25 protein-coding genes are annotated in these 26,364 nt (G+C 57.2%); 22 read left to right on the forward strand and 3 right to left on the reverse strand.

Features of this window, described 5'->3' with window-relative positions; all coding sequences use genetic code 11:
* Positions 1–45: 45 nt before the first annotated feature.
* From eccCa to CCASEI_RS03055, 10 genes are all read left to right on the forward strand, one after another.
* Entirely contained in the window at positions 46–3,681 is a 3,636-nt protein-coding gene (gene eccCa / locus CCASEI_RS03010) for a type VII secretion protein EccCa (protein ID WP_225868434.1), read from the forward strand.
* A gap of 3 nt (positions 3,682–3,684) precedes the next feature.
* Positions 3,685–4,704, forward strand: coding sequence for a type VII secretion-associated protein (locus CCASEI_RS03015; RefSeq protein WP_006823265.1), 1,020 nt, complete (start codon positions 3,685–3,687; stop codon positions 4,702–4,704).
* Between the two features lie 128 nt (positions 4,705–4,832).
* The gene (locus CCASEI_RS03020) at positions 4,833–5,147 is read left to right on the forward strand and encodes a WXG100 family type VII secretion target (protein WP_025387095.1); all 315 of its coding nucleotides are present in this window, start codon (positions 4,833–4,835) and stop codon (positions 5,145–5,147) included.
* A gap of 52 nt (positions 5,148–5,199) precedes the next feature.
* A complete protein-coding gene (locus CCASEI_RS03025) occupies positions 5,200–5,487 on the forward strand; it encodes a WXG100 family type VII secretion target (protein ID WP_006823267.1) in 288 nt (95 codons plus the stop codon).
* A 301-nt stretch (positions 5,488–5,788) separates the two neighbouring features.
* Entirely contained in the window at positions 5,789–6,232 is a 444-nt protein-coding gene (rplM, locus tag CCASEI_RS03030; protein WP_025387096.1) for a 50S ribosomal protein L13, read from the forward strand.
* Entirely contained in the window at positions 6,232–6,771 is a 540-nt protein-coding gene (gene rpsI, locus CCASEI_RS03035; RefSeq protein WP_006823269.1) for a 30S ribosomal protein S9, read from the forward strand. Before rplM ends, rpsI begins: the two co-directional genes overlap by 1 nt.
* Positions 6,772–6,902: 131 nt before the next feature.
* Complete coding sequence (gene glmM / locus CCASEI_RS03040) at positions 6,903–8,246, forward strand: phosphoglucosamine mutase (RefSeq protein WP_006823270.1); 1,344 nt, start codon at positions 6,903–6,905, stop codon at positions 8,244–8,246.
* Between the two features lie 123 nt (positions 8,247–8,369).
* Positions 8,370–8,684 carry a hypothetical protein gene (locus CCASEI_RS03045; protein WP_006823271.1) on the forward strand — a complete coding sequence of 105 codons (315 nt, stop codon included), beginning with the start codon at positions 8,370–8,372 and terminating at the stop codon, positions 8,682–8,684.
* A complete protein-coding gene (locus CCASEI_RS03050; protein ID WP_006823272.1) occupies positions 8,681–10,309 on the forward strand; it encodes a hypothetical protein in 1,629 nt (542 codons plus the stop codon). Before CCASEI_RS03045 ends, CCASEI_RS03050 begins: the two co-directional genes overlap by 4 nt.
* The gene (locus tag CCASEI_RS03055; protein WP_006823273.1) at positions 10,309–10,719 is read left to right on the forward strand and encodes a hypothetical protein; all 411 of its coding nucleotides are present in this window, start codon (positions 10,309–10,311) and stop codon (positions 10,717–10,719) included. Before CCASEI_RS03050 ends, CCASEI_RS03055 begins: the two co-directional genes overlap by 1 nt.
* Position 10,720: 1 nt before the next feature.
* On the opposite strand, the gene CCASEI_RS03060 is transcribed toward CCASEI_RS03055, so the two are convergent.
* Positions 10,721–11,581, reverse strand: a complete 861-nt coding sequence (locus CCASEI_RS03060; RefSeq protein WP_006823274.1) for a dienelactone hydrolase family protein — start codon at positions 11,579–11,581, stop codon at positions 10,721–10,723.
* Positions 11,582–11,782: 201 nt separating this feature from the next.
* Between CCASEI_RS03060 and glmS the strand changes: the two genes are divergently transcribed.
* The 11 genes from glmS (at position 11,783) to CCASEI_RS03115 (ending at position 23,307) form a co-directional block, all read left to right on the forward strand.
* On the forward strand, positions 11,783–13,648 hold the full coding sequence (gene glmS / locus CCASEI_RS03065) for a glutamine--fructose-6-phosphate transaminase (isomerizing) (protein ID WP_025387097.1): 1,866 nt from the start codon (positions 11,783–11,785) through the stop codon (positions 13,646–13,648).
* 19 nt (positions 13,649–13,667) lie between these two features.
* Entirely contained in the window at positions 13,668–14,768 is a 1,101-nt protein-coding gene (gene alr / locus CCASEI_RS03070) for an alanine racemase (RefSeq protein WP_025387098.1), read from the forward strand.
* Positions 14,765–15,256: a tRNA (adenosine(37)-N6)-threonylcarbamoyltransferase complex ATPase subunit type 1 TsaE gene (gene tsaE / locus CCASEI_RS03075; protein ID WP_006823277.1), complete on the forward strand. Its 492-nt coding sequence runs from the start codon at positions 14,765–14,767 to the stop codon at positions 15,254–15,256. The genes alr and tsaE overlap by 4 nt, the downstream gene beginning before the upstream one ends.
* 101 nt (positions 15,257–15,357) lie before the next feature.
* Complete coding sequence (locus CCASEI_RS03080) at positions 15,358–15,831, forward strand: hypothetical protein (RefSeq protein WP_006823278.1); 474 nt, start codon at positions 15,358–15,360, stop codon at positions 15,829–15,831.
* Positions 15,831–16,529, forward strand: coding sequence for a tRNA (adenosine(37)-N6)-threonylcarbamoyltransferase complex dimerization subunit type 1 TsaB (gene tsaB / locus CCASEI_RS03085; protein ID WP_006823279.1), 699 nt, complete (start codon positions 15,831–15,833; stop codon positions 16,527–16,529). The genes CCASEI_RS03080 and tsaB overlap by 1 nt, the downstream gene beginning before the upstream one ends.
* Positions 16,530–17,021, forward strand: coding sequence for a ribosomal protein S18-alanine N-acetyltransferase (gene rimI, locus CCASEI_RS03090; protein ID WP_006823280.1), 492 nt, complete (start codon positions 16,530–16,532; stop codon positions 17,019–17,021).
* On the forward strand, positions 17,021–18,073 hold the full coding sequence (tsaD, locus tag CCASEI_RS03095) for a tRNA (adenosine(37)-N6)-threonylcarbamoyltransferase complex transferase subunit TsaD (RefSeq protein WP_025387099.1): 1,053 nt from the start codon (positions 17,021–17,023) through the stop codon (positions 18,071–18,073). The genes rimI and tsaD overlap by 1 nt, the downstream gene beginning before the upstream one ends.
* 140 nt (positions 18,074–18,213) lie before the next feature.
* The gene (locus CCASEI_RS03100; protein ID WP_025387100.1) at positions 18,214–18,666 is read left to right on the forward strand and encodes a hypothetical protein; all 453 of its coding nucleotides are present in this window, start codon (positions 18,214–18,216) and stop codon (positions 18,664–18,666) included.
* A 251-nt stretch (positions 18,667–18,917) separates the two neighbouring features.
* Positions 18,918–19,211: a co-chaperone GroES gene (gene groES / locus CCASEI_RS03105; protein WP_025387101.1), complete on the forward strand. Its 294-nt coding sequence runs from the start codon at positions 18,918–18,920 to the stop codon at positions 19,209–19,211.
* 20 nt (positions 19,212–19,231) lie between these two features.
* Positions 19,232–20,851, forward strand: coding sequence for a chaperonin GroEL (gene groL / locus CCASEI_RS03110; protein WP_006823284.1), 1,620 nt, complete (start codon positions 19,232–19,234; stop codon positions 20,849–20,851).
* A 116-nt stretch (positions 20,852–20,967) separates the two neighbouring features.
* A complete protein-coding gene (locus CCASEI_RS03115) occupies positions 20,968–23,307 on the forward strand; it encodes an ATP-binding cassette domain-containing protein (protein WP_025387102.1) in 2,340 nt (779 codons plus the stop codon).
* Here CCASEI_RS03115 and CCASEI_RS03120 read toward each other — a convergent pair.
* Both CCASEI_RS03120 and CCASEI_RS03125 read right to left on the reverse strand, forming a co-directional pair.
* Positions 23,294–24,745, reverse strand: a complete 1,452-nt coding sequence (locus CCASEI_RS03120) for an aldehyde dehydrogenase family protein (RefSeq protein ID WP_006823286.1) — start codon at positions 24,743–24,745, stop codon at positions 23,294–23,296. The genes CCASEI_RS03115 and CCASEI_RS03120 overlap by 14 nt on opposite strands.
* Positions 24,746–24,917: 172 nt before the next feature.
* Complete coding sequence (locus tag CCASEI_RS03125; RefSeq protein ID WP_025387103.1) at positions 24,918–25,214, reverse strand: WhiB family transcriptional regulator; 297 nt, start codon at positions 25,212–25,214, stop codon at positions 24,918–24,920.
* A 503-nt stretch (positions 25,215–25,717) separates the two neighbouring features.
* On the opposite strand from CCASEI_RS03125, the gene CCASEI_RS03130 reads away from it, so the two are divergent.
* Positions 25,718–26,284: a sigma-70 family RNA polymerase sigma factor gene (locus CCASEI_RS03130; RefSeq protein WP_025387104.1), complete on the forward strand. Its 567-nt coding sequence runs from the start codon at positions 25,718–25,720 to the stop codon at positions 26,282–26,284.
* Positions 26,285–26,364: the final 80 nt, after the last annotated feature.

The following is a 26,364-nucleotide window of genomic DNA, read 5'->3' on the forward strand; positions in this document are numbered from 1 at the left end:
ACTGTTTTGGACACTGCCTTTTCGGGGATGAGGGGGAAATTTAATATGCGCGTTGTCGATCCGATCTCGTTTGCGCTGCGAGATCCAGCGCCGCCACTACCAACGGGCAGCCTTGATGCTGAACCCGTTCCGCAGGCAGCCCGCAGCCAGCCGCTGCCGCTGATGCGAATTTTGATGCCGCTGATCATGGTGGTGGTCATGCTGGGCATGGTCGCGATGATGGTGCTGTCATCCAACGGCGCACCGAATCCGATGATGTTGATGTTCCCGATGATGATGCTGGCCTCAATGGCCATGATGTTTAATCCACAAAGCGCGAATGACCCGGATGAATCTCGGCGTACATATCTGCGGCATTTAGCGTCGCTTCGTGATGAAGCTTTAGGCAATGGCGAATCCCAGCGAAGGCATGAACTGCACCGGCATCCCGCGCCAGAAGATTTGCAGGCATTGGCGGGTACCGCGCGCATGTGGGAGCGCGCCGGGGGAGATGAAGACGCGTTTGAAATCCGCATCGGTCTAGGCCCGGCGGCGCTGGTCACTCCCATTAACGTGGCCGAATCGGGCGCGGCGGAAGACTTGGATCCTGTCTGCGCGGTGCGGTTGCGGCACACACTCGCGGGGGTGAGCACAGTAGCGGACATGCCGGTCGCATTGCAGCTGCAAGCCTTCCGCTTTCTAGGTCTTGCTGGGGACGGCGCACGGGATGTGGTGCGTGCAATGGTGCTGCAGTTGGCTATGTTTCATGGCCCGGAGACCGTTGGTTTTCGCGTTATCGGTGAAGGCTGGGAGTGGTTGAAGTGGTTGCCACACACCCGGAACCCAGACGCAGCGGGATTCGTGTGTTTGCTGGTTGATGACACCCCAACCACCGGGGTGGAGCCCTTTATCGATGATGCTGGTGTGCACTGCATCGTCGATATCGCATCGCGGCGCACCACAGCATTGGGCGTGCGAGCTGAACAAGAGGGGCTTTTATTACTTGTCGATGACGGCCTGCGTGTTGTCACCGCCGGCGGTGACGAGGAACTTGGCATACCCGACATGGTCAGCGAAGAATCAGCTGTGACCTGCGCACGGGCGCTCGCGCGCTTTAGCCGCCCTGAGATGACTGCCACCGATACCCGCCTTGACCTACTGAGTTTGCTGGGATTTTCTGATGTCTCGGAAATGACTGGCCCTGCGTTATGGCCAGGGCGCGTGGGCGCCGCACGGCTCGCAGTACCAATTGGGTTGTCACCTTCACAGACACCGGTGATGATAGACCTGAAAGAATCCGCCCAGGGTGGTATGGGTCCACACGGATTGTGCATTGGCGCCACGGGCTCGGGTAAATCGGAAGCGCTGCGCACCATCGTGTTATCCCTTGCCGCAACGCACAGTCCGGATGAACTGAACTTTGTCCTCGTGGACTTCAAGGGCGGCGCCACATTTCTGGGTTGTGACTACTTGCCGCACACAGCCGCGGTGATTACCAACTTAGAAGATGAATCCTCACTGGTTGAGCGCATGTATGATGCGATCTCCGGGGAGATGAACCGCCGGCAGGAGATCCTGCGTGATGCCGGAAACTACGCCAACGTCACCGATTACACCACCGCGCGGCTAAGCGGACAGGAAGACCTGGCACCACTCCCAGCGCTGGTCATCGTGGTCGATGAGTTCTCAGAATTGCTCATGCAGCACCCTGACTTCGCTGAGCTTTTCGTTGCGGTCGGCCGCTTGGGCCGTTCCTTGCACGTGCACCTGCTGCTCGCATCGCAGCGCCTGGAAGAAGGAAGGCTGCGCGGACTGGATTCACACTTGTCTTATCGCTTGGGATTGAAGACGTTTTCTGCTGCTGAGTCACGTCAGGTCCTAGGAGTTCCGGATGCTTATCACCTGCCCGGCGAACCGGGCGCTGGATATTTGAAGACAGATGCTGATGCGCTTAGTCGATTTCAGGCCTTCTACGTGTCTGGTGGCGTGGTGCGTGAGACCGTACCAATTGCCCAAGACGAAGAAAGCCGCATGGGAATCAAAGAGTTCAACGGCTGGGATGAAGATTTCTCATCGGCGATTACCCCAGATACTTACGTGGATAACTCCACTACGCTGCTTGATGAAGTCGTGGATGCCACCCGCGCCGAAGCTTTGGCACGCGGGCAATCCGCTCATCGCGTGTGGCTGCCGCCGCTGCCGCAAGCCATTGAACTACCAGCCATCGCGGCGGACTTCGTCCCGGAAGAAGGCGTAGGCATCCAGGCACCGATTGGAATCATCGACAGGCCCTACTACCAGCGCCAAGACCCACTCATGGTGGACCTGACGTCCGGCCACATGGCGCTGTGTGGCGGTCCGCAATCCGGCAAGTCGACGGCACTGCGCACCATTGTCGCATCGTTGGCCGCAGCGTATTCGCCAGAATTCTTACGCTTCTACGTCATTGACTTGGGCGGCGGGCAGCTGTCCGCGCTGGAACGCCTGCCGCATGTGGCAGCTGTTGCCGGGCGTCACGAGGACGAGAAGGTCCGCCGCATCATTGATGAAGTATCCGGCCTGGTGGACTTTCCCGAAGCACGCCATACCTTCCTGGTCATCGATGGCTGGCACGCGATTGGAACATCCGGCGCGGAATTTGAAGATCTCAGCGAAGCACTGACCAGACTCGCTGCCGACGGTCCTTCCGCGCACGTGCACGTCATTATTTCCACGCCGCGCTGGACCACCATGCGCCCAGCTATCCGCGATCTCATCTCAGAACGGCTAGAGCTCAAACTCGGTGAGCCCATGGACTCGCTGTTTGACCGCAAGAAACAACAAAAACTTCCCAGCGCACCGGGCCGCGGAATTACACCTGCGGGAGAGTTCTTCCTCTTCGCCAGCACATCGCGCCAGGATATCGCCCATATTGAAACCTCCTGGGCAAACGTGGCACCGGTGCCGAAGCTTAAAATGTTGCCGCAACAGCTCACCGTCGCAGACCTCGATCCCTCAGCCGACGACATTCCATGGGCTCTCGGTGGACGTGATCTGGACACTCAGCATTGGGATACCCGCATGAACTTCGTGGTTATCGGCACTTCTGGTGTGGGTAAGTCCTCGCTGTTGGCCACCTTGCTGCAGGGGATTGCTGCCAAAGACAGTGCTGAGGCACGCATTGTGCTTATCGATGAACGCCGTGCCCACCTTGGCACCATCGAACAATCGATGCTGGCGGCTTATTCAGCGACTTCCGCTGCGACGGAAAAGGCAGTGCGCGATACCGCGACCACGCTCAAAGCTCGCCTGCCGGGCCCAGACGTTACGCCGGCAGAGCTTGCCGCACGCAGTTGGTGGACCGGGCCGGATATTTACGTTGTCATCGATGACCTTGACCTGGTCAGTGAAATGGCGCTGGCGCCCTTGGTGGAGTTGTTTCCGCATGCCCGCGATATTGGCCTGCACATTGTGGTTGCGCGGAAAGCCGGCGGAATCGGGCGCGCACTGTTCGGGCAGTTCCTGTCTAACCTGCGCGATACCCAACCGGCAGTCTTTGTCATGGATTCCCCGCGTGATGAAGGCGCGATGTTTGGAATCAAACCAGCGAATCAGCCGGTTGGACGCGGGCAACTGGGGATTGGTGGGCAGTTGGTCGGGCTGTGCCAGGCCGCGCTGCCGGTGCTCAAAGAAGTTGAAAACGAAGCAGGGAATGAAGGTTAGAAGATGTCGTTATATGAATCCACCACGGTCAATCTCACCATCACGGTGTTAGATACGGCCACCATATTTGAAGGGCCAGAGTCGATCTATCGTTATGATCTCCCTGGCACAGCCATCGTGGAAGGCTGGGCACTATCCGGTGTGATGGAACAGGCACAAAAGCTGCTGCCTGCCCAATGGCCGGATGTGCGGGTTGCAGTCGTCGCGGATTCCTCCGGCGGGCCAATGTCGCATGAAGCAGTAAAGATTATTCGCCGTCAGCTGCAAGTCCACGATGTCATCATTGCCGAACGCGAACCGGTCACAGCTCTAGCCATCCCACAGCATGAACCAGAAGAACTAGAGCCCGAAGAAATCATCGATGATGATGAGATTATCCGCCCGGTAGGTGATGAAGAATCCTTTCTTGAGCGCATTAAACAGCGTAAAGGACTCATTGCGATCATCGTGGTGGTAGTGCTGATCATCATCCTTATCGCGTGGTTCTTCTTGCGCAGTGCGACTAGTGCTGCCAGCGATTCCGCTGCGCCAGTGAACACAACTACGATCGCTGAAGTAGGGCCGGCACCGGAGATATCAACGCAGGCATCGGAAACTTCGGGAACACAGGCAAACACTAGTGCGGCACCGGCGCATCAAACAATCGAAGCCGGGGGACTGCGCGTCATGCTGCCCGCAGGATTTACCCATACGGAAGAAGAAGGCCTGGTTACTGCGACCGGTCAAGACCCGAACCTGCGCATCATTATGGCGATGGACCCGCTCTATGCTGTACCCGCCAACGCTTTATTTGCAGAAGTCCGCGCGCAGATCGACAGCGACGAAACCTTGTCCAACCCACATGAAGCCAATGGCCGGTTGACTTATTTGGAGCATCCGGGCGATGACTCTGAGGTTACTTGGACAACCTGGGTAGAAGATGACCAGCAAGTATCGCTGGGATGCCACACCCGCAAGGCGCCCAGCATGGCGCAGCGCGCGGCGTGCCGAATGGCTTCGGAGTCCATAGAAAAAGTTTCTTAAACAACTTCGGGAACCTTCCGGGATAAGGCTGAGTCCAATGTAGTTAAGGAAGCACGGTAGGGGGTTTGACCGCAGCTTCCGATGGACACATAACGCACACTCACAACCCATAAGAAGGGGCTAGATCAATGAGCCAAATGTTTAAGACCGAAGCAGAAGTGATGGTCGCGACCGCAGGCCGCGTCGACAACACCAATGATGAAGTATCCGCTGAACTGACCCGCCTGCAGGGCGTCGTGGACCAGGTTCGCGCCAGCTGGACCGGTTCCGCGCAGGTGTCCTTTGACAACTTGATGAACCGCTATGACGCATCCTCGCAGCAGCTGCAGGAAGCACTGCTTTCCATCAGCGAAAACATTCGATCGAATGCTCGCAATTTCGATAATGTCGAGGCGCAAAACCAGGACGCGTTCAACAACGTCGGCGGCGGACTCGCCCTCTAATTCGCACACCAATTCATACCTCTATATATAAGGACACGAAGGAATAGTCACCATGAGCGAAATCAAGTACCAATTCGGCGCCATCTCCAACGCCGCCGCTGACATCAACTCCACCTCTTCCCGCATCAACGGTCTGCTCGATGACCTTAAGGGCGTCATCGCGCCGATGGCAGCAACCTGGGAAGGCGAATCTGCCGCGGCATACAACGAGGCGCAGGCCAAGTGGGACAAGGCAGCAGCTGAGCTCAACACCGTGCTGGCCACCATCTCCAACACCGTTTCCCAGTCCAACGACCGCATGAGTGACGTCAACCGTCGCGCCGCAGCAAGCTGGGGATAACTGAATTCATTAATCATTCATTCATTCAGTAATGAACTAATGTCCCAGGCGGGATAACACACCAGGTGCGCAGGCGAGATTGCGCTTTTCGATGCATGGGCTTTGCATCGGCAAGCAATGTAATACTGCGCACCTGGTGTGTTTTGGTTTTCTGGGTATCGGCGATTATGCTAGATACCCTGTGTGCTTTGTCGGGCTTAGTCCGACGCACTGTCTGCAGGTCTCCACCGGCCGCTGCATGACAATGTATGGGCACGTAGCGCTGGCCGGCAGCCCCCAGAGACAACTCCAAGGAGTCATTTTGTCTACTTTCCACCCAAAGAGCGGTGACATTACCCGTAAGTGGTACGTCATCGACGCAACTGATGTGGTTCTGGGCAAGCTTGCTTCCACCGTGGCAGACCTGCTGCGAGGCAAGCACAAGCCTCAGTTCGCACCAAACGTTGACTGTGGTGACCACGTCATCATCATCAACGCTGAAAAGATTCACATTTCTTCCAACAAGCGCGACCGCGAAATGCGTTACCGCCACTCCGGTTACCCGGGTGGCCTGCGCACCATGACCCTGGGCCAGTCCCTGGATGCTAACCCAGCGCGCGTTATCGAAGAAGCTGTTACCGGCATGATGCCACACAACAAGCTTTCGAGCTCCTCTGCTAAGAAGCTTCATGTCTTCAACGGCGCAGAGCACCCATACGCCGGCCAGAAGCCGGAGACCTTCGAGTTTAAGCAGGTGGCACAGTAATGGCTGATAACGAAAACTTCGAGAACAACGTAGCTGACGCTGCTGACATCGCTGCAGCAGCTGCCGCTACCGAAGAGTTCACCAATACCATTGGTGATTCCATTGCTCCAGAGGCATCCGCAGAGACCGAAGCTGAAGCTCCAGTCCTGCACGAGGGCCCAATCCAGACCGTTGGTCGTCGTAAGCGCGCAATTGCTCGTGTACGCATGATCGCTGGTTCCGGTGAGATCACCGTTAACGGCCGCACCCTGGACAACTACTTCCCGAACAAGCTTCACCAGCAGGACGTTCTCCTGCCATTGACCTTGCTTGATCGTGAAGGCCAGTTCGACATCAAGGTTTCCGTCAACGGCGGTGGCCCAACCGGTCAGTCCGGCGCTTTGCGTCTGGCTATTGCCCGTGCACTGAACGTCTACAACCCAGCTGACCGCGCAGCCCTGAAGAAGGCTGGTCTGCTGACCCGTGACGCACGTGCAGTTGAGCGTAAGAAGGCTGGTCTGCACAAGGCACGTCGTGCTCCGCAGTACTCCAAGCGTTAATCTTCGCTTTTTGCCTCATTCCCGTCGCACTCTCCTTGTGGAAGTTGCGGCGGGTTTGTTCGTTTTCGGGGTTCGATAGTTTCCCGCCCCGAGTCAGCGAAGCATGCACCGAACGTGCATAATCTATTGTTATGACTCGACTTTTTGGAACTGATGGCGTCCGTGGCCTGGCAAACAAGAAACTCACCCCGATTCTGGCGTTGAAGCTGGGACAAGCAGCGGCGGAAGTGCTGACTGCGGACCGTGAATCCTATGAACTTCGACCAACGGCGGTGATTGGCCGGGATCCTCGCGTCTCTGGTGAGATGCTGGATGCTGCTATCGCTTCTGGTTTGGCGTCGCGCGGTGTGGATGTTGTACGGGTTGGTGTGTTGCCGACGCCGGCTATCGCTTTTCTTACCGATGACTACGGTGCGGACCTAGGCGTCATGATTTCCGCGTCGCACAACCCGATGCCGGATAATGGCATTAAGTTCTTCACCGCCGGTGGCCGTAAGCTGCCAGATTCCATCGAGGATCAGATTCAGGCGACCATGGAAGGCTTGAGCGAGGAAGGCCCAACTGGTACGAATCTGGGACGGATTATTTCTGAGGCTCCTGACGCCCGTGACCGCTACCTGAAGCACCTGCGTGAGGCAGTTGCTGTAGACCTGTCCGGCTTGAAGGTTGTGGTGGATGCTGCAAATGGTGCTGCATCCCGCGTCGCGATTGAAGCTTACCGCGCTGCCGGTGCGGAGGTCGTGCCGATTCACAACAAGCCAAACGCGTTCAACATCAACGAAAACTGCGGTTCCACCCACATTGAAAAGACTCAGGAAGCCGTTGTCGAGCACGGTGCGCACCTGGGCTTGGCCCATGACGGTGATGCTGACCGTTGCTTGGCTGTCGATGCTGAGGGAAATCTGGTTGACGGCGACCAAATCATGGCGATCTTGGCCGTGGGTATGAAGGAAGAAAACAACCTGCGCTTCAACACCTTGGTTGCAACAGTGATGTCGAACCTGGGTTTAAAACTCGCCATGAAGGAACAGGGCATTGAGGTGCGTGAGACCAAGGTGGGCGACCGCTACGTGGTCGAAGAGCTCATCCGTGGAGACTTCTCCCTCGGTGGCGAGCAGTCCGGCCACATCGTGTTGCCTGAAGACTGCACTACTGGCGATGGCACCTTGTCGGGCCTATCCCTGATGGCGCGCATGGCGAAGACCGGCAAGTCTTTGAAGGAACTGGCTTCGGTGATGACCGTGCTGCCACAGACGCTGATTAACGTTCCTGTGTCCAACAAGGCGGCCATCATGGATTCTGCTGATGTTCGCGCTGCTATCGCGCAGGCGGAAGAAGAACTCGGTGAATCCGGCCGTGTGCTGCTGCGTCCTTCCGGCACTGAGGAACTGTTCCGCGTCATGGTTGAAGCGGCCGAAGAAGAGCAGGCCCGCAAGGTTGCTGGCCGTCTCGCTGCGGTAGTCGCAGCCGTTTAAAAACGCCGCCGCTAAAACTTTTTAGCCCTTCCCCGGAACCTTCGAGTCGAGGTTCCAGTCCAATATTGATAGCGCACAAATTCGTGTGAATTCATGGACTTATCAAAGGGGGAGGGCTTTTTCGTGTCTGATGTACACTTCGACCATTCCGAAGCCGTCGGGAAACTCAATGACCTCATCGCTGAAACCACCGGGCGTCAGGATGCTTTGAATCAGCGGCTGCCGCATTTCCCGCAGGCCGCTGCCGGCCGCGACTTCGACGGCTACGCCCGCCGTATCCAATCCAAGCTCGCAACGATTCATAAGCTTCGCAACTATCGCTTGCAGAATATCTCCAACTCGGCGCGGGCTGCGATTGCTGAGTTCGACGCCGCCAAGGCTACCGATGAAGGCTCAGCCGCCGCGTTCCGCCAGTTTGAGATTGGGGAGGGCAAATGAGTTCAGTCGCATCTCAAGCCTCCAGCAAGCTTGCAGAATTCCAAACCACAGTCGCTGAGTTCCAAGCCGCCTCCGCCGGACAATACGCGGGCCCGTCGACTCCCTTCGAACTCATTTGGGACCGAATTCAAGCCACCGACGGACTCGAATCTTACAAACTCGTCGAACAAGTCGAGGCCGCCGTCGGCCCTACCAGAGAAGAACGCGATAGTCGTGGCAGTGGCAAGAAAGGCAAGGGCAATGCAGGACTCATTGGAATCGCTGGCGGGCTTTTAAAGAACCTTCTTCTGGGAACGATAACGTCGTTTGGTGGCGGCATGATTGCGGACCGCATCAGGAAACTCTTGAATGATGACGAAGAAGATGATGATCAGTGCAGCGCACTTATTGACGATTCCAAGAAGTGCGCGGACACCATCGACGATATTTGCAGTACATCTGATTCGGCGATGTCAAGCATTCTTGAATCAAGCACTGGCTTCCTTTCCCTGCTAACCGAGGTGCTGCGGCGTACCCCACAGGGAATGCTGGTAACCGGTGTTCTGATGGCCGGAAACTACCTGATTGAAAACACCAACGATCAGGTCGTGGGAACGTGCCAAGACCGTGATGACTTTCTGGATAAGTGTTACGAGGAACTCCTTAAGAAGTGCGATTGCATCTGCGATCGACCACTGCCGGAAGAACCACCAGAGACGGGCAACTGCCCAGCGCCTGAACCACCCGCCGGTGAATACGGTTGTGAACCACCGCCGAAGGAAGTCGAGCCGTGCCCAGAACCAGAACCTGCGCCGGAACCAGAGGCACAACCTGAACCACAGCCCGAGCCGGAAAAGAAGAATCCAAACGAGACCAAGCCTGTGGAAACCATGCCGGTAGAAAACCCACCGGCGCAGAACCAGCCGGCGGAGAACCCAAAGCCGCAGCAGCCGTCGAATCCGACGCCAACCCAGCCGGTAGAAACCCCGAACGTGCCGAAAGACACGGATAAAGATAAGGGCACAGACAAGGGCAAAGACAAGGCCGAGTGTGAGAAGCCAAAGTGCCCACCAGAGGAAAAGCAGCAGCAAGAGCCGAAACCAGAACCAAAGCCAGAGCCGAAGCCGGTAGAGAGCTGCGAACCTGAGCCAGCAGATGACTGCATCGATGAGCCAGAAGAGCCAACTGTGCCTGCTGAGCCAACGGAGGAGGAGAAGTGCGAGGTTGAGGAATCAACCAGCTGCAGCAGCCTGCTAGGCCTGGTCGGTGCGGGTGTTGCCATCCTGAGTATCGGTGCGCTGATGTTCTTCGTTGCTGAGCATCTAGAAATCTTTGGAGAGACTCCAGAGCCAGCACCAGAACCTGAACCGGAGCCCGAACCGGCTCCTGAGCCAACACCGGAACCGGAAGAGCCGAAGGGTGGCGTGAAGCCACCGCCGGAGGATTTGTCGAAGGTTCCTGAGCCCACACCGCCACCGAAGAAGGTGCAGGCGGTCTCAGGTGCGGCAGATATTGTCGTAGAAAGCTCGGCCCCAGCGCAAGAGTATGCAGGCAGCGCAGCTGGAAGTGCCGCTGGTAGTTCGGCTGCTAGCTCAGTAGATAGTTCGTCAAGTAGTTCACCGGCACGAAAGGCAGGGGCTTGGTAATGGATTTTGAAGATTTCGCGCAGCAGTTTCGCAAGCGAGCAGCAGAGCGCCTCACCGAATTTGAAAAGACGCTGGAAAAAGCGCAGCGCGACCTGGAAAAGTCAGCGGAACGAGCAGCGGCACAAGCCAAGCAGGACGCCCAAGCAAAACAGAGCCAGCACAGCCAGCACAGCCAGCACAGCCAGCACGGGCAACAACGGCAGCAGTGGGGTCAAGCGCAGCCAGCACAGTATGCTCAGCCGGTGTCGCAAAATCGTCCGTTGGATTACCGCACGCCAGATATTCCGGGCGCTGTGAAACAACCGCCGCCGGGGCAGGATACGCCCGTGCAGCAGCCGGTAGAAAAACAGCAAACCCCAGCGCCGCGAAAGGCGCCGGGGCAGGTGAAGTCAGTGCTGCGAAGAGGCTAGGTTAGAAATCCTGCTTGGCAGGAAGAAGCTCATCCTTGGTGGGCTCACCGGCCTTCTTCGCAAGCTCGTCGCCAAAGTAGCTTTCAACGCCCTTGGCAGCGGCATCTGGCTCGGAGAAATCAGAGTAAGTCTTATCGCCTTCGAGCTGGTGCAGCAAGAAACCAACCATCAGGCCGCGGGCGATTTCCGCCTGCGAAGCCTGGAAAGCACCAGAGCCGATAACTAGCTTGTACAGCAGGTCCTCGGAGAAACCCTGCTGAGTGCCCTTTTCAACTTCGCGGTAGACAACGTCGCCGCCGAAGTTGTAGGCGAGCTTCGCTGTGTTACCAGCGTTGAAAATATCGGAGCGACCGGAGCCGATGATAAGACCAGGAATGTCGAGGCGGCGCGCCGCGGCATCGGCAGAAGGCGAAGTCTGAGCAGGGTAGTAGGCGCCAACGGCCTTGACCTTGTCATTGTCTACAGCAGACAAAATGGCAGTGCCGCCACCCATGCCGTGGCCGATCAGACCAAGCTTGTGCGGGGAGACAGAAATATTGCTGTTGCCCAGCTTCACGCCGGCAGCAACCTGCAGGCTGGACTCCAGGTCAGCAGCCAAGTTGCGGTGGTTTGGGATAAGCCCGGTTTCGGTGTCCGGTGCGACAACCACAAAGCCCCAGCTAGCCAGGTGGCGCAGCGTGGCGTGGTAATCCTTGACGCTTTTGCGCCAGTCATGCCCAAAAGCGACAGCTGGAAGACCCTTGCCTTCCGCCGGGGTGTAGACCTTGCCGGGCAGGCCGGCGTAATCAAGATCGCCGACGAGCACGCGGTGGCTTCCACGCTTGGACAACGTTGCCAGGTGTTTCTTCAAATTCGCAGACACATCACCCAGGATAGAACAAGATAACTTTCGATGATGCACCAACTGCGCCAAATGCGGGGAAATTATAAAGAATAGGGGTAGAAAAACTCCCTCCGCTCAGAATTTTTTGCAGCCGGTTTTCCCTGCTATCGGGAATATGTGCAAATTTGACGCTCTGCCTGGATCGATGAGATACAATAACCTGTTGTAAAGTTTAGGCTCATGTGTGGAATCGTAGGATATGCCGGTCACCCGTCCGATAACCGTAAGTACTTTGCTGAAGATGTTGTCCTGGAGGGACTGCGCCGTTTGGAATACCGCGGCTATGACTCAGCAGGTCTTGCTGTGTACTCCGATGGGGAAGTCCATTGGCGTAAGAAGGCAGGCAAGGTTGCGGCGCTAGAAGGCGAAATCGCGGCGCGCCCATTGCCAGAATCGGTGCTTGGCATTGGTCACACCCGCTGGGCAACCCACGGTGGCCCGAGCGATGTTAACTCCCACCCACATGTTGTGGCGGGCGGCAAGATTGCTGTGGTTCACAACGGCATTATTGAAAACTTTGCTGAGCTCAAGGCTGAGATGCAGGCGAAGGGCTATCACTTCGTATCCGAGACCGATACCGAGGTCGCGGCGACTGTCTTGGGCGATTTGTTCAAGGAAACGGGCGAGCTGACTTTGGCAATGCGCAAGGCTTGCCAGCTTTTCGATGGTGCTTTTACCCTGCTCGCCATCCACGCCGAGCAGCCAGATCGTATTGTCGCTGCACGCCGTGACTCCCCGCTAGTTATTGGTCTCGGTGAGGGCGAGAACTTCCTGGGCTCTGATGTGTCGGGCTTTATTGACTACACCAAGAAGGCCGTCGAGATGGAAAACGATCACATCGTGACCGTCACCGCCGACGAGATTGTCATCACCGATTATGAAGGCAACCCGCAAGAAGGCAAGCGCTTCGACATCGAATGGGATGCAGCAGCTGCGGAAAAAGGTGGCTTTGCTTCTTTCATGGAGAAGGAAATCCATGACCAGCCAGCAGCAGTGCGTGACACCCTGATGGGCCGCGTTGATGAAAAGGGCAACCTGGCCATCGACGAGCTGCGCATTGATGAGTCGCTGCTGAAGTCTATCGACAAGATCATCGTTATCGCCTGCGGCACCGCGGCATATGCCGGCCACGTTGCGCGCTACGCCATCGAGCACTGGTGCCGTATCCCAACCGAGGTGGAACTGGCACACGAGTTCCGCTACCGCGACCCAATCGTGAATGAGAAGACCCTGGTTGTCGCTCTGTCGCAGTCGGGTGAAACCATGGATACCCTCATGGCGGTGCGCCACGCACGCCAGCAGGGCGCGAAGGTTATCGCAATCTGCAACACTCAAGGCGCATCCATCCCACGTGAGTCGGACGCAGCGCTGTACACCCACGCTGGTCCAGAAATCGCTGTGGCGTCCACCAAGGCTTTCTTGGCGCAGATCACCGCGACCTATGTCCTCGGCCTGTACCTGGCGCAGCTGCGCGGCAACATGTTCGCCGACGAAGTCGAGGCCATCCTGTCTGAGCTGCGCGCCATGCCAGACAAGGTACAGAAGGTCATCGACGGCAAGGACGATGTCACCAAGCTGGCACAGTCCATGCAGGACGCCACTTCCGTGCTGTTTTTGGGCCGCCACGTTAGCTTCCCAGTTGCACTGGAAGGCGCGCTGAAGCTCAAGGAAATCGCTTATCTGCACGCCGAGGGCTTTGCAGCGGGCGAGCTTAAGCACGGCCCAATCGCACTGGTGGAAGAAGGCCAGCCGGTCTTCGTTATCGTGCCATCGCCACGCGGCCGCGATTCCTTGCACTCCAAGGTCGTGTCCAATATTCAGGAAGTACGCGCGCGCGGCGCAATCACCATCGTGATTGCTGAAGAAGGCGATGAGGCAGTGGAGGCATACGCTAACCACATCATCCGCATTCCGCAGAGCCCAACGCTGATGCAGCCGCTGCTGGCTACGGTGCCACTGCAGATCTTCGCCTGCAAGGTTGCAGAGTCCAAGGGCTATGACGTGGATCAGCCACGTAACCTGGCTAAATCCGTCACCGTGGAATAACCGACCTACAATAAGGCCCATGTCGCTTCTTTCCACTCGAATCAACCTGGATGCCATCTCGCACAACGTTAGGCTGCTGAAGGATTTAGTTGGCCCCGATGTGCGCTTAATGTGCGTGGTCAAGGCGGATGCCTACGGCCACGGCGTGGAGCGGGTCGCGCCGGTCATGCTCAAAGCCGGCGCGGATGTCCTCGGTTGTGCCACGGTGGATGAGGCGGTCGCGCTGCGCAAGCTGGGCATTGATGCCCCGCTGGTGGCGTGGATGTGGGAGCCGCAGCAGGATCTCTCGGATGCGTTGAGCTCCGACATCGTTATCGGGGTTCCATCGCTGGCCCACGCTCAGACGCTGGTGGAGATTGAGGTTCCGGTCAAGGTGGTCATCAAGGTGGAGACCGGGATGCACCGCAATGGCGTGGACCGTCAGCTGTGGGATGAGGTTTTCGCCTTGCTTGCCGATGCCCCGCATATCGAAGTCACAGGCCTCATGTCGCACTTAGCGTGCGCGGATGAACCGGAAAATCCCCATACCGATGTCCAAGCGGCAGAGTTCCGCGAGGCCATTGCGCGTGCACGTGAGATGGGCTTGGAGTGCCCGATTAACCACTTGGCAAATTCCCCAGCAACCCTGTCGCGCAAGGATTTGCACTTTGACCAGGTGCGCGTCGGCCTGGCCTCTTATGGCTTAGAACCCATCGCGGGCGTTGAACATGGCCTGCAGCCGGCGATGACGTGGGCGGCGAACATAGTCAACGTCAAGCCCATCAAACAAGGCGAGTCTTCGTGTTATGTCCTGACATGGACTGCCCCGGCAGATGGATATCTAGCGGTTGTGCCCGTCGGTTACGCCGATGGCCTGCCGCGTTCAGTGCAGGGCTCACTCAACGTCACCATCGGTGGCAAGTCCTATCCTCAGGTCGGACGCGTTTCCATGGATCAGATCGTGGTGGATTTGGGAGAGAACCCTTTTGGCGTGCAGGCCGATGATGAGGCCATCATTTTTGGCGAAGGCGGCCAAAGTGCAACAGAGCTTGCCGATGCCATTGGCACCATCAACTATGAAGTTGTCTGCCGCCCCACCGGGCGCACCAAGCGCATCTACGAGGGAGGAATCGACCTATGAGTTTTCCACTCGAAGGACGCGAAGAATTCGCCACCGCAGAAGACACCCAAGCCTTTGGTGAGGCACTAGGCAAGACTTTGCGCGCCGGCGACGTGCTCATCATGGACGGGCCACTGGGAGCTGGAAAAACCACGCTGACCCAGGGCATCGCACGGGGCATGCAAGTTAAAGGCCGGGTAACTTCACCGACTTTTGTGATTGCACGCGAGCACCGTTCCCTAGTTGGCGGTCCCGCTCTTGTGCACGTGGATGCCTACAGGTTGTTGGGCGAAGAAGCCGGCGCAACCGACCCTTTGGGCGAGCTCGACTCGCTGGACCTGGACACCGACTTGGATGAGGCCGTAGTCATCGCCGAATGGGGCGGGGGATTAGTGGAGCAGATTTCCGAGCGCTATCTGCTTATTTCCTTGGACCGCGAATCCGCGCTGGAAGAAGACCCGGATTCCCACGCGCGCATCATTTCTTGGCGTTGGGTGGACAATTCCTGAATTTTCGCCTCCGGTTGTTAACACAGGCGATATCGCGCGTACTGTATAACGGTGAATCTTCACACCCCCATGCACTAGTTTTTCAAATTTAGAGGAGTTCCATGATTTCGCAAAAGTCCAAAGCACTCATCGGCGTTATTGTTGCAGGCTGGCTAGTCGTGCTCATGGGCTTGATTGCCTTCAACGCCACCCGTGCTGAGGCTGCTGTCACCGGCGATCTGGAATCCAGCATGGAAAAGGTCGACGACATGGAGCTGCACGGCACTTCCTTGGCGCCGCTGGATGTCTGGGGCGAAAACATCAACGCAGTGATGCCAATCTGTCCAGGTGTAACGGAAGAAAACATCGCGCAGCTCGGGGTTGACCCGGCACTGTTTACCTATGAAAACGGCGCTATCCCAGAGCACACCAATTACATGCTGGTGCTGCCAATGGAAGGCCAGCCAATCGCGGAGAAGCACTTCCGCGAAAACATTGACTTGTGTGGCCAGCTGCAGTCTGCGCAGCCCATCAACCCAGCTGCCCTGATGACCTTCATCAAGGACCCAAATAACACCTGGTTCATGGTTGGCTAATGCGCGTTCTTGCTCTAGACACCGCCACCCCAGACCTTGTCACCGGTGTAGTTGATACCTCATCCGGCCAGATCGATGAACAGGTCATTGAAGACACCCGTTTGCTCAGTGAGCAGTTGATGCCGGCGGTGGAAGAAGTCATCGGCAAGCAGACAAGCGGCTACAACGCCCTCGATGCCATTGCCGTGGGCGTTGGTCCCGGTCCCTTCACCGGCCTGCGCGTCGGCATGGCTACCGCCTCGGCGCTGGGGCAAGCACTCGGCATACCCTTGCACGGTGTGTGTACCCATGACGCAATCGCGCACGAGGTCGCAACCAGCGTCGAGGAAGCAGCAACGCTGTTGGTCGCGACCGATGCGCGGCGGAAAGAAATCTACTTTGCCTACTACCGCATCACGAACGGCACCGCAGAGCGCGTAGGCGAGCCCAACGTGGTGCGTCCCGAAGACTTGCAGGTGCCCGCTGAGTTAGGCGAGCTGGATATCATCTCCATCCCAGCGAATCTTGTTGAACGCCTTCCTGAATCTGTGCGTGCCCTGCGCGTGCTTAACCAGCGCCCGACTACTGCTGCATTGGCCGCGGTCGCAGCTCTGGACGAAACCCCGCAGCCGTTAGTGCCGCTGTATCTACGCCGTCCGGATGCCAAGGAACCAGCGGCCAAGCCGCGCTCAGCAGCGATTCCAGAAGTGGAGCTTTAAGTGGAACTGCGCAAGCTGAACCACGCCGATGCCGCACGCTGTGCCGAGCTCGAGGAGATCCTATTTCCCGGCGAAACCCCGTGGCACCGCGAGGTATTCGAGCAGGAATTCATCCAGCCGTATAACTTCTACTTCGGCGTCGAAGACGAAGGCCTGCTGGTGGGCTACGCCGGCCTAGCGCTGCGCGGCAACATGGATTATCCGGAGTTTGAAATCCTCACCATCGGCACTGATCCGCAGCATCAGCGCCGCGGAATTGGCCGAATGATGATGGACAATATCTGCCACATCGCGGATTTAAAGCACGCACCGATATTCTTAGAAGTGCGCGTGGGCAACGAGGCCGCCATCGAGATGTACAAAAATTATGGATTTGCGCACCTTGGCATTCGCCGCAATTACTACCAGCCCTCAGGCGCCGATGCGCACACCATGAAACGTGAAATTCAGACACAGACTCCAATTCAGACACAGACTCCAGGGGAGGAATGATGATTGTCCTAGGTATTGAATCCTCATGCGATGAAACCGGCGTGGGCATCATCAAGCTTTCCGATGCCGGACACATGGAGATCATCGCCAACAGTGTCGCCTCGTCCATGCAGCAGCATGCACGCTTTGGAGGCGTCGTGCCAGAGATCGCCTCGCGTGCCCATTTGGAGGCCATGCCGCAGGTGATGGCGGCCGCGCTCGAGGAAGCCGGCATTGAGAAACCCGACGCAGTTGCCGCGGCGGTCGGTCCGGGATTGGCGGGCGCGTTGTTGGTCGGGGCATCGGCAGCCAAAGCTTATGCATCCGCGTGGGGTGTGCCTTTCTATGGCGTAAACCACCTCGGCGGGCACGTCGCTGTGGCCAACCTAGAAGGCAAAGAACTACCCCACTCCGTAGCGCTATTAGTCTCTGGCGGTCATACCCAATTGCTGGAAGTTGATGCCGTGGGCAAGCCGATGAAAGAACTCGGTTCCACCCTCGATGACGCTGCTGGCGAAGCCTATGACAAAGTCTCCCGCTTGTTGGGATTGGGCTATCCGGGCGGACCTGTCATCGACAAGCTAGCAAAACGCGGCGAAGCCAATATTGCCTTCCCGCGTGGCCTAAGCCGTGCCGAAGACCTGCGCGGCGAGCACCGCCACGACTTTTCTTTCTCTGGTTTAAAGACTGCGGTGGCACGCTATGTGGAAAAAGCCGAGCGCGAAGGTCGCGTGATTTCCGTGGAAGACGTCTGTGCGTCTTTCCAGGAAGCCGTCTGCGACGTGCTGACCGCTAAGGCCGTACGCGCCTGTGAAGACACCGGCGCCCGCGTCCTGCTGCTCGGCGGAGGCGTGGCCGCGAACTCTCGCCTGCGTGAACTAGCAGCCCAGCGCTGCGCGGAGATTGGCGTGGAACTGCGCGTTCCGCGCTTTGAGCTGTGCACCGACAACGGTGTGATGATTGCAGCCCTAGCCGGACAGCTCATCCATGAAGGCGCTGCGCCATCCGGTTTGGCCGTAGGCACTGAAACTTCCCTGGACGTGGAAGTCCCGCTGGTTGCTGCGGCTGGCTAACAGGCGAGTATAAGTAACGCGAAGTTCACTGAAAGTTTCCTGCGCACAAGAAGCGTTTGCTGGGAATACACGCTAGATTAGGTACTGATTACTGCAATAATTCAAATACGCACGTGTGTTAAAGGAGCGTGGGCTTTTCCATGATCACCGGATTCCTTGTCAACCCTGACCTGACCCGCCGCAAGATTGAGTTCGAACTGGAACATGCAAACCAGTTCCTCGGCAGCGCTACCGAAGACCGCGTTGCCGTGGCATTCCAAGAAGACGGCTCGTTGTACGCAGCGTTGTTTAATGCTGAGGCAAAGGCCGAAGGCGCCGAACCAAACCCAGTGGCATCGCTTGCACGCAACACCGCGGATACCGGCAATCCATCCTTCCTGCAGGACCCACTGCGTGCGATTTCCGGCGCGGTTATCTTCGTGGAATCTGAGGGCGGAGACGTTACCGATGAGATTATCGAAGGCGTAGAAAACTCTGTTCGCGCGGTGGAGAACTACCGTGAAGACAACGAAGAAGAATACCGCCTGTGGCGCGCAGCTGTTTTGAACTCCGGCCGTGCGGAAGCCGCGGAAAAGGCGCAGGCAGCAGAATAACGAATTTCAATTCCGGCACTGTTCTCCGAAAAGGAGGGCAGTGCTTTGCTTTTTGCGGGGTGTTTTCCGGCGTTCGCGCACAGCGTACTTTAGTTGCGAGGGCTGTGGTTGAGAGCTGGCACTTGCGCGGGTAGAGTGCTAATCAAGGTTGTTTGACCCACAGTTGTTCACCCGCGACGACGGCTGTGCTGGACTAATGATGCAACCGGCACAAACGCAACTAAGAGATTTCACACGGAGGAATCATCACCATGGCAAACATTAAGCCGCTTGAGGACAAGGTTCTCGTCCAGATCGTAGAAGCAGAAACCACCACCGCATCCGGTCTGGTTATCCCAGATTCTGCGAAGGAAAAGCCACAAGAGGCAACCGTTGTTGCAGTCGGCCCAGGCCGCGCAAACGACAAGGGCGAAGTGACCCCAGTTGGCGTTAACGTCGGCGACGTTGTCATCTTCTCCAAGTACGGCGGAACCGAGCTCAAGTACGACAGCGAAGAGTTCTTGCTGCTGTCTGCTCGTGACCTACTCGCTGTTATTGAGAAGTAAGTAAGGCGGTTTAGCCAAACATGGCAAAGCTGATTGCATTTGATCAAGAAGCCCGCGAGGGCATCCAGCGCGGCGTAGATACTCTCGCCGACGCTGTGAAAGTCACGCTCGGCCCACGCGGCCGCAACGTGGTGCTGTCGAAGTCCTTCGGCGGCCCAACCGTGACCAATGACGGTGTCACCATCGCGCGTGATATCGATGTTGAGGATCCATTTGAGAACCTCGGCGCCCAGCTGGTGAAGTCTGTTGCTATCAAGACCAACGACATCGCTGGTGACGGCACCACCACCGCAACCCTGCTCGCGCAAGCGCTCATCTTCGAAGGCCTGCGCAACGTTGCTGCAGGTTCCAACCCAATCGAGCTCAACCGCGGTATCGCGGCTGCAGCTGAGAAGGTTGTTGAAGAGCTGAAGGCTCGCGCAACCCAGGTAAACTCCGCAACTGAGATTTCTCAGATTGCTACCGTGTCTTCCCGTGACGCAGAAATCGGCGAGATGGTTGCCGGCGCCATGGACAAGGTGGGCAAGGACGGCGTTGTTACCGTCGAGGAATCCCAGTCGATGGAGTCCAGCGTGGACATCACCGAAGGTATTTCCTTTGACAAGGGCTACCTGTCTCCCTACTTCGCTACTGAGGAAGAGACTTCCCAGGCGATTTTGGATGACGCACAGATCCTGTTGGTACGCAACAAGATTTCCTCCCTGCCGGACTTCCTGCCACTTCTGGAGAAGATTGCAGAATCCAACAAGCCAACCCTGATTATCGCTGAAGATATTGAAGGCGAAGCACTGCAGGCGCTGGTTGTTAACGCTATCCGCAAGACCTTGAAGGTCGCGGCTGTGAAGGCGCCTTACTTCGGTGAGCGTCGTTCCGCATTCATGGATGACCTTGCTGTGGTCACCAACGCAACCGTCATTGACCCTGAGGTTGGCGTCAACCTGAACGAGTCCGGCCTGGAGGTTCTGGGTCGCGCACGTCGTATCACCGTGACTAAGGATGACACTGTCCTGGTTGACGGTGCTGGCACCGCTGAAGCTGTGGAAGAGCGCCGCGCGTTCATCCGCCGCGAAATCGAGCGCACCGATTCCACGTGGGATAAGGAAAAGCTCGAAGAGCGTCTGGCAAAGCTGTCCGGTGGCGTCGCGGTTATCCGCGTCGGCGCTGCAACTGAAACCGAAGTCAACGAGCGCAAGCTGCGCGTCGAAGACGCTATCAACGCGGCACGTGCTGCTGTTGAAGAAGGCGTCATCGCCGGCGGCGGCTCAGCTTTGGTACAGATTGCAAAGGGCTTGGAAGAGTTCGCGAATGACTTCGACAATGAAGCCAAGATTGGCATCCTGTCTGTTGCCCGCGCACTGACCCGCCCTGCGTACTGGATTGCATCCAACGCTGGCCTGGACGGCGCTGTTGTTGTTTCCCGTATTGCTGACCTGCCAAACGGTGAGGGCTTCAACGCCTCCACCTTGGAGTACGCCAACCTGATTGAGGGCGGCATTATCGACCCAGTTAAGGTCACCCACTCCGCAGTGGTCAACGCAACGTCCGTTGCACGCATGGTCTTGACCACCGAGGCATCGGTTGTGGAAAAGCCAGCTGAAGCTGCTGAGGCAGCCGCTGGTGGACACCATCACCACCACTAAAGCCACCGCGCTTTAAATACTTTCGCGTCCTGCTGACTTTTCGAAGTTGCAGGGCGCGTTTGTGATCGCGGTTCACGCTGTGGCTAAGACGTGATGAATGTAAACTTGCGCAAGTGATTGGACAAGAACATATCCGCGTTGTTGGTGCGAATGACAACAACTTGAAAAACGTCAGCATTGACATCCCCAAGCGAAAGCTGACCGTGTTTACCGGTGTCTCTGGCTCCGGTAAGTCCTCCCTGGTGTTTGACACCGTCGCTGCTGAATCGCAGCGTCTCATCAACGAAACCTACCCGGGTTTCGTGCAAGGCTTCATGCAATCGCTCGCGCGCCCAGACGTGGAGCACCTTGAAGGTCTTACCGCGGCAATCATCGTGGGCCAGGAGCCACTGGCTGCGAATACGCGCTCGACTTTCGGCACCGTCACGGACATCACCGGCATGCTGCGTGTGCTGTTCTCGCGCATCGCGGAGCCGCACGTGGGCGGCCCAGGTGCATATTCCTTCAACGTGCCATCGGTGAGTGCGCAAGGCGCAATGAGCGTCAATGACGGCAAGAAGACTGTCACCACCTTTGAGCGCACCGGCGGCATGTGCCCGCACTGCGACGGCACCGGTCGTGTCTCTGACATCGATCTGACTGCCGTGGTCGATGAAAGCTTGTCGCTCAATGAAGGCGCCATCTTGGTGCCGGGCCTCAAGGTGGATACCTGGTCCTGGAAAACCTACGCCGAGTCCGGGTTTTATTCCGCGGACAAGCCGGTCAAAGACTTCACGGATGCTGAAAAGCACAAGCTGTATTACGCCGAGGATGAGAAGGTGAAATCCAGCGGCATCAACATGACCTACAACGGTCTGGTGCCACGCCTGAAAGGCTCGCTGCTGGCTAAGGACCCGGATTCTTTGCAGAAGAACTTGCGCGAATACGTTGACCGCGCGGTGACGTTCGTGTCCTGCCCGGATTGTGGCGGTACCCGTTTGGCGGAGCATGCGCGCACCTCGAAGATCAACGGCAAATCCATTGCGGATATCAGCGCCGTTGAGCTCAACGAGGTGCTGGGCTGGCTGCGCGGGGTAGAAGATAAGCGAGTCGCACCGCTTGTCGATGTTTTATCGTCGTCCCTAGAAACCGCCATCGATATTGGATTGGGGTATCTGACGTTGTCGCGTCCATCCGGAACCATGTCGGGTGGTGAGGCGCAGCGTGCGCGCATGGTGCGTCACTTGGGTTCGGCGTTGACCGATGCAACGTACGTCTTTGATGAGCCGACCGCCGGTTTGCACCCGGCTGATATTGAGCGCATGAACCGCACTTTGTTGCAGCTGCGCGATAAGGGCAACACCGTGCTAGTGGTTGAACACAAGCCCGAGACCATTGAGATTGCAGACCACGTCATTGACCTGGGCCCGCGCGCGGGTACCCACGGCGGTGAGATTACCTTCAGCGGCACGTTTGAGGAACTGAAGGCATCCGACACCGTAACTGGTAAGCACTTGGGGGACCGCGTGCCGGTCAAGGCGGAGGTTCGGAAGTTTAGTGATGCGGTGGAGATCCGCGGGGCATCGAAGAACAACCTGGACAACGTCGATGTAGATATTCCACTTGGTGTGCTCAGCGCCATTACGGGCGTGGCTGGTTCCGGTAAGTCCTCGTTGATGGCGTGTTTGCCGCAGGACTTGCTGGATTCAGGACGGATGTTGTTTGTGGATCAAACCGCGATTCGGGGCTCGCGCCGCTCAAATCCGGCAACGTACACGGGCGCGTTGGATTCTATCCGCAAGGCTTTTGCAAAAGAGCACGGCGTGAAGCCGGGGATGTTCTCCGCGAACTCTGATGGCGCCTGCCCGCACTGCAATGGTGCCGGCGTGGTCTGGGTGGACTTGGGCCTGATGAGCGGCGCCGATGTGCCTTGTGAGGTATGCGAGGGCCGACGTTTTAATGATGAGGTCCTGGGCTACAAGCTCGCCGATAAGAACATCGCTGACGTGCTCGAGCTGCCTGCTGATCAAGCAGCTCAGTATTTCAAGGACAAAGAATCCAAGGTGGCTGCCGCCGCCAAGATTTGTGACACGCTCGTCAGCGTCGGCCTAGGCTACATCACCTTGGGCCAGTCGCTAAACACCTTGTCTGGCGGTGAACGCCAGCGTTTGAAGCTTGCTGTTCACTTGGGCTCGAAGGCAGCGGCGGATATCTTGGTGCTCGATGAGCCAACCACCGGCCTGCACTTGGCCGATGTCGACATGCTGCTGGGACTGCTGGATACCCTCGTGGAATCTGGAAACACGGTGGTCTGCGTTGAGCACCACCTGGCGGTAGTAGCCCACGCAGACCACGTCATTGACCTGGGTCCGGGCGCTGGTTCTGATGGCGGCACCATCGTGTTTGCCGGTGCGCCAAAGGACCTGATGAAGGTTGAGAACTCACAGACCGGAAAGTATCTGGCTAGCTACGCTTAACGCCGATCCAGCGGTCATCGGTGAATTCCTCGATGGCCCAATCGCCGTTAAAGCGGCCCAAACCGGAGTTCTTCATTCCGCCGAACATCACGTGTGGTTCATCATTGACCGTCAGATCGTTGATGTGAACCATGCCGGATTCGATCTGCAGCGCGACCTGTGAAGCGTGGTCAATGTCGGTGGAGTAGATCGCTGCCGACAGGCCAAACTCAGGGTCATTGGCTAACTCAATGGCGTGGGTTTCATCGTCAGCCTTGAGCACGCCGATGAGTGGACCGAAGATTTCATCCCGCGCAATCTCCATCTCGCGGGTGACATCAGTAAACACGTGTGGGTGCACCAGACGGCCCTCAATCGGGCCCTCAAGCGCGACGCGTGCGCCTTCTTCCTTGGCTTGGGCAATCTTCTGCTTGACGCTATCTAGCTGGCTGTCGTTGATGATTGGGCCCACCATGGTCTTATCCTCAAATGGATCACCGGCAGGAATGTGCTTGGCGGCTGCAACGAACTTCTCCACGAACTCATCGTGGATGGAAGCATCGACAATAACGCGGTTGATAGCCATACAAATCTGGCCCTGGTGGAGGAAAGAACCGACAGCGGCGTCTTGTGCGGCCTTGTCGACATCGGCATCAGCGAGCACGATAAATGGCGCGTTGCCGCCCAACTCCAAAGAAACATTCTTCATCGGACCGCCATTGATAGCGAGCTCGCCTACGCGGCGGCCCACCGGGGTGGAACCAGTAAAGGAAATCAGCTTCGGGATGGCGTGGGTGACAAAGTGGTCACCAATCTCAGAACCCGAGCCCGTGACATTGCTGATAACACCGGCTGGAACGCCGGCCTCTTCGAAGATGCGCGACGGGATAAGCCCGCCGGTAATCGGAGTATCACTGGCTGCCTTAATTACCACAGCGTTGCCCAAAGCAAGCGCTGGGGCGACCGAACGGATGGACAGGTGCAGTGGGAAGTTCCAGGGGCTAATTACGCCCACAACGCCCTTGGCGACGCGGTAAACGCGGTTTTCTTTGCCCTGGGTATTCGACGGCGAGATGCGGCCGTGGGTTCGCCCTGGGAAGGACGCTGCCTCACGCGTGATGTTGGCAGCCAGGGTGACTTCTAGGTTTGCTTTGCTGCGGGTGGAACCGGACTCTTGGATGAGCAATTCGACGATCTCCGCACGCTTTTCCTCCAGCAACTCCGCAGCCTTGTAGATGATGGCAGAGCGCTTCGATGGAGTCAGCGCAGCCCACTCAGGTTGAGCCTTCCTGGCTGCCTCATAGGCTTTATCCACATCGGCGGCCGATGCCTGCTGGATGTCGGTGATAACTGAGTCATCGAAAGGATTGTTATCGGTGGCGCTGCGCTCAGAGCTGCCCGCGCGCCAGGTGCCCGCAATGAGTTGGTGGTTGAGTTCGACGCCGGAAAACTGTGACATGGTGTGCACTTCCTTAATCCAAAAATCATGGTGGTGTGAGGGAACTTAACCGCCCACCGTACTAGGATAGAAAGCACAAAGGGCACGATTTCGGTGAAGCGCGAAATCATGCCCGGAATACAACATCTTACGTCCGTCTAGCGCACAAAATCGCCGCTAGGCTCTTATTTTCTTAGACGGTGACCTTCTTCTTGCGGTGCCCGCGAAGCGCCACGGAGCGCTCAGATTCGCTCATTCCACCCCAGACGCCGTAAGTCTCTGCAGATTCGAGAGCATGGTCGCGGCAGAGTTCGAGTACTGGGCAGGAAGCACAAATTGCCTTAGCGCGGTTCTCACGCTGGGCGCGAGCGCGTCCACGCTCGCCGTCCGGATGGTAGAACACATCAGACTGTTCTCCTCGGCAGGCGCCATGTAGCTGCCATTCCCAAAAATCAGCGTTTGGTCCTGGAAGCAGGTGCGGCTGTGACACGGTAAAGACTCCTTATTGGGAATAAGAATTGAAAAGAAAGCGAAAAATTCCAGCGAAAACTCAGTGGTATCGGAAAGACATCACCAAACTGGCCAAGAGGTAGTGTTTCGCGATTTGGTGAACAAAAAGTAGCCAACTGGTTGCGTTCAAGTGGGCTGACCATTGCGAATGGGTTTTTGCCCCGCGTGACCTGCGCTGTTGTGGAAGGTTAAAGATAGGTGAACTTTTGAGGTTTCTTCTATTTCAAGTTGCGAGGGGGCTAAATCCTGCAATAATGCAGGTAATTTAGTTGAAACGCATGTGGCGAGTGTGGTCTATGGTGCTACTGTGGCATGATGGGTGCCGCATTAATCGTGTTTCGGTTTGGCACAATGAAACACGCTGGCGCACACTAAGGACACCAACAATGCTCGGCCGAATTGTTAGACTGATTCGGTTTGTGCGGCGTATGGGGGACTATTGTTTAAAACCAACTGGTTTCATGATGAAGGGCAAATGAGAACGTGAGCGATACCGAAAAGGAGCTAGCGGGCCTGGTTCCGTTGGCTGTGGACGGCAGTCGTCGTGCGATCCAAGACATCATGCGGATTATTTATCCGCCGGTCTTGCGGTATTGCCGTGCCCGCATCGGTGGTGGGCGCCAGCCAACCGCAGAGGATGTCACGCAAGAGATCTGCTTGGCGGTAGCTACCTCTATTGGTTCTTATGTGGACAAGGGCCGTCCTTTTATGGCTTATGTCTACGGCATTGCGTTTAACAAGGTCACGGATGCGCACCGCGCGATGGGCCGGGACCATACGCTGCCCACTGAAGAGGTGCCAGATTCGGTTGAACAGGGCGATAATCCTGAAGACTTTGCGCTGGTCACAGATGGTAGTAACAGAGTGCGCTCGATGCTCGATACATTAAGTGACAAGGCTCGCAACATCGTAATCCTACGTGTGTTCGTTGGGCTGTCTGCGGAGGAGACCGCGGAGGTTGTTGATTCCACTCCGGGCGCTGTACGCGTTGCCCAGCATAGGGCGCTCGCACAGTTGCGGAAAGTAGTGGAGGCAACCCACGAGGACTGACGGAGACTTACAACCTTCCAATGTTCGTTACAAACCGATAGTGAAACAATAAAATGACTAATCGCCAGGGAAAGGGGGAG

The organism is Corynebacterium casei LMG S-19264, assembly GCF_000550785.1.
Classification (GTDB): domain Bacteria; phylum Actinomycetota; class Actinomycetes; order Mycobacteriales; family Mycobacteriaceae; genus Corynebacterium; species Corynebacterium casei.

Bases quoted from the DNA above. Each gene is read 5' to 3' on its own strand.
- eccCa (WP_225868434.1), top strand. From the start codon at position 46: ATGCGCGTTGTCGATCCGATCTCGTTTGCGCTGCGAGATCCAGCGCCG.
- CCASEI_RS03015 (WP_006823265.1), top strand. From the start codon at position 3,685: ATGTCGTTATATGAATCCACCACGGTCAATCTCACCATCACGGTGTTA.
- CCASEI_RS03020 (WP_025387095.1), top strand. From the start codon at position 4,833: ATGAGCCAAATGTTTAAGACCGAAGCAGAAGTGATGGTCGCGACCGCA.
- CCASEI_RS03025 (WP_006823267.1), top strand. From the start codon at position 5,200: ATGAGCGAAATCAAGTACCAATTCGGCGCCATCTCCAACGCCGCCGCT.
- rpsI (WP_006823269.1), top strand. From the start codon at position 6,232: ATGGCTGATAACGAAAACTTCGAGAACAACGTAGCTGACGCTGCTGAC.
- glmM (WP_006823270.1), top strand. From the start codon at position 6,903: ATGACTCGACTTTTTGGAACTGATGGCGTCCGTGGCCTGGCAAACAAG.
- CCASEI_RS03050 (WP_006823272.1), top strand. From the start codon at position 8,681: ATGAGTTCAGTCGCATCTCAAGCCTCCAGCAAGCTTGCAGAATTCCAA.
- CCASEI_RS03055 (WP_006823273.1), top strand. From the start codon at position 10,309: ATGGATTTTGAAGATTTCGCGCAGCAGTTTCGCAAGCGAGCAGCAGAG.
- glmS (WP_025387097.1), top strand. From the start codon at position 11,783: ATGTGTGGAATCGTAGGATATGCCGGTCACCCGTCCGATAACCGTAAG.
- alr (WP_025387098.1), top strand. From the start codon at position 13,668: ATGTCGCTTCTTTCCACTCGAATCAACCTGGATGCCATCTCGCACAAC.
- tsaE (WP_006823277.1), top strand. From the start codon at position 14,765: ATGAGTTTTCCACTCGAAGGACGCGAAGAATTCGCCACCGCAGAAGAC.
- CCASEI_RS03080 (WP_006823278.1), top strand. From the start codon at position 15,358: ATGATTTCGCAAAAGTCCAAAGCACTCATCGGCGTTATTGTTGCAGGC.
- tsaB (WP_006823279.1), top strand. From the start codon at position 15,831: ATGCGCGTTCTTGCTCTAGACACCGCCACCCCAGACCTTGTCACCGGT.
- tsaD (WP_025387099.1), top strand. From the start codon at position 17,021: ATGATTGTCCTAGGTATTGAATCCTCATGCGATGAAACCGGCGTGGGC.
- CCASEI_RS03100 (WP_025387100.1), top strand. From the start codon at position 18,214: ATGATCACCGGATTCCTTGTCAACCCTGACCTGACCCGCCGCAAGATT.
- groES (WP_025387101.1), top strand. From the start codon at position 18,918: ATGGCAAACATTAAGCCGCTTGAGGACAAGGTTCTCGTCCAGATCGTA.
- groL (WP_006823284.1), top strand. From the start codon at position 19,232: ATGGCAAAGCTGATTGCATTTGATCAAGAAGCCCGCGAGGGCATCCAG.
- CCASEI_RS03120 (WP_006823286.1), bottom strand. From the start codon at position 24,745: ATGTCACAGTTTTCCGGCGTCGAACTCAACCACCAACTCATTGCGGGC.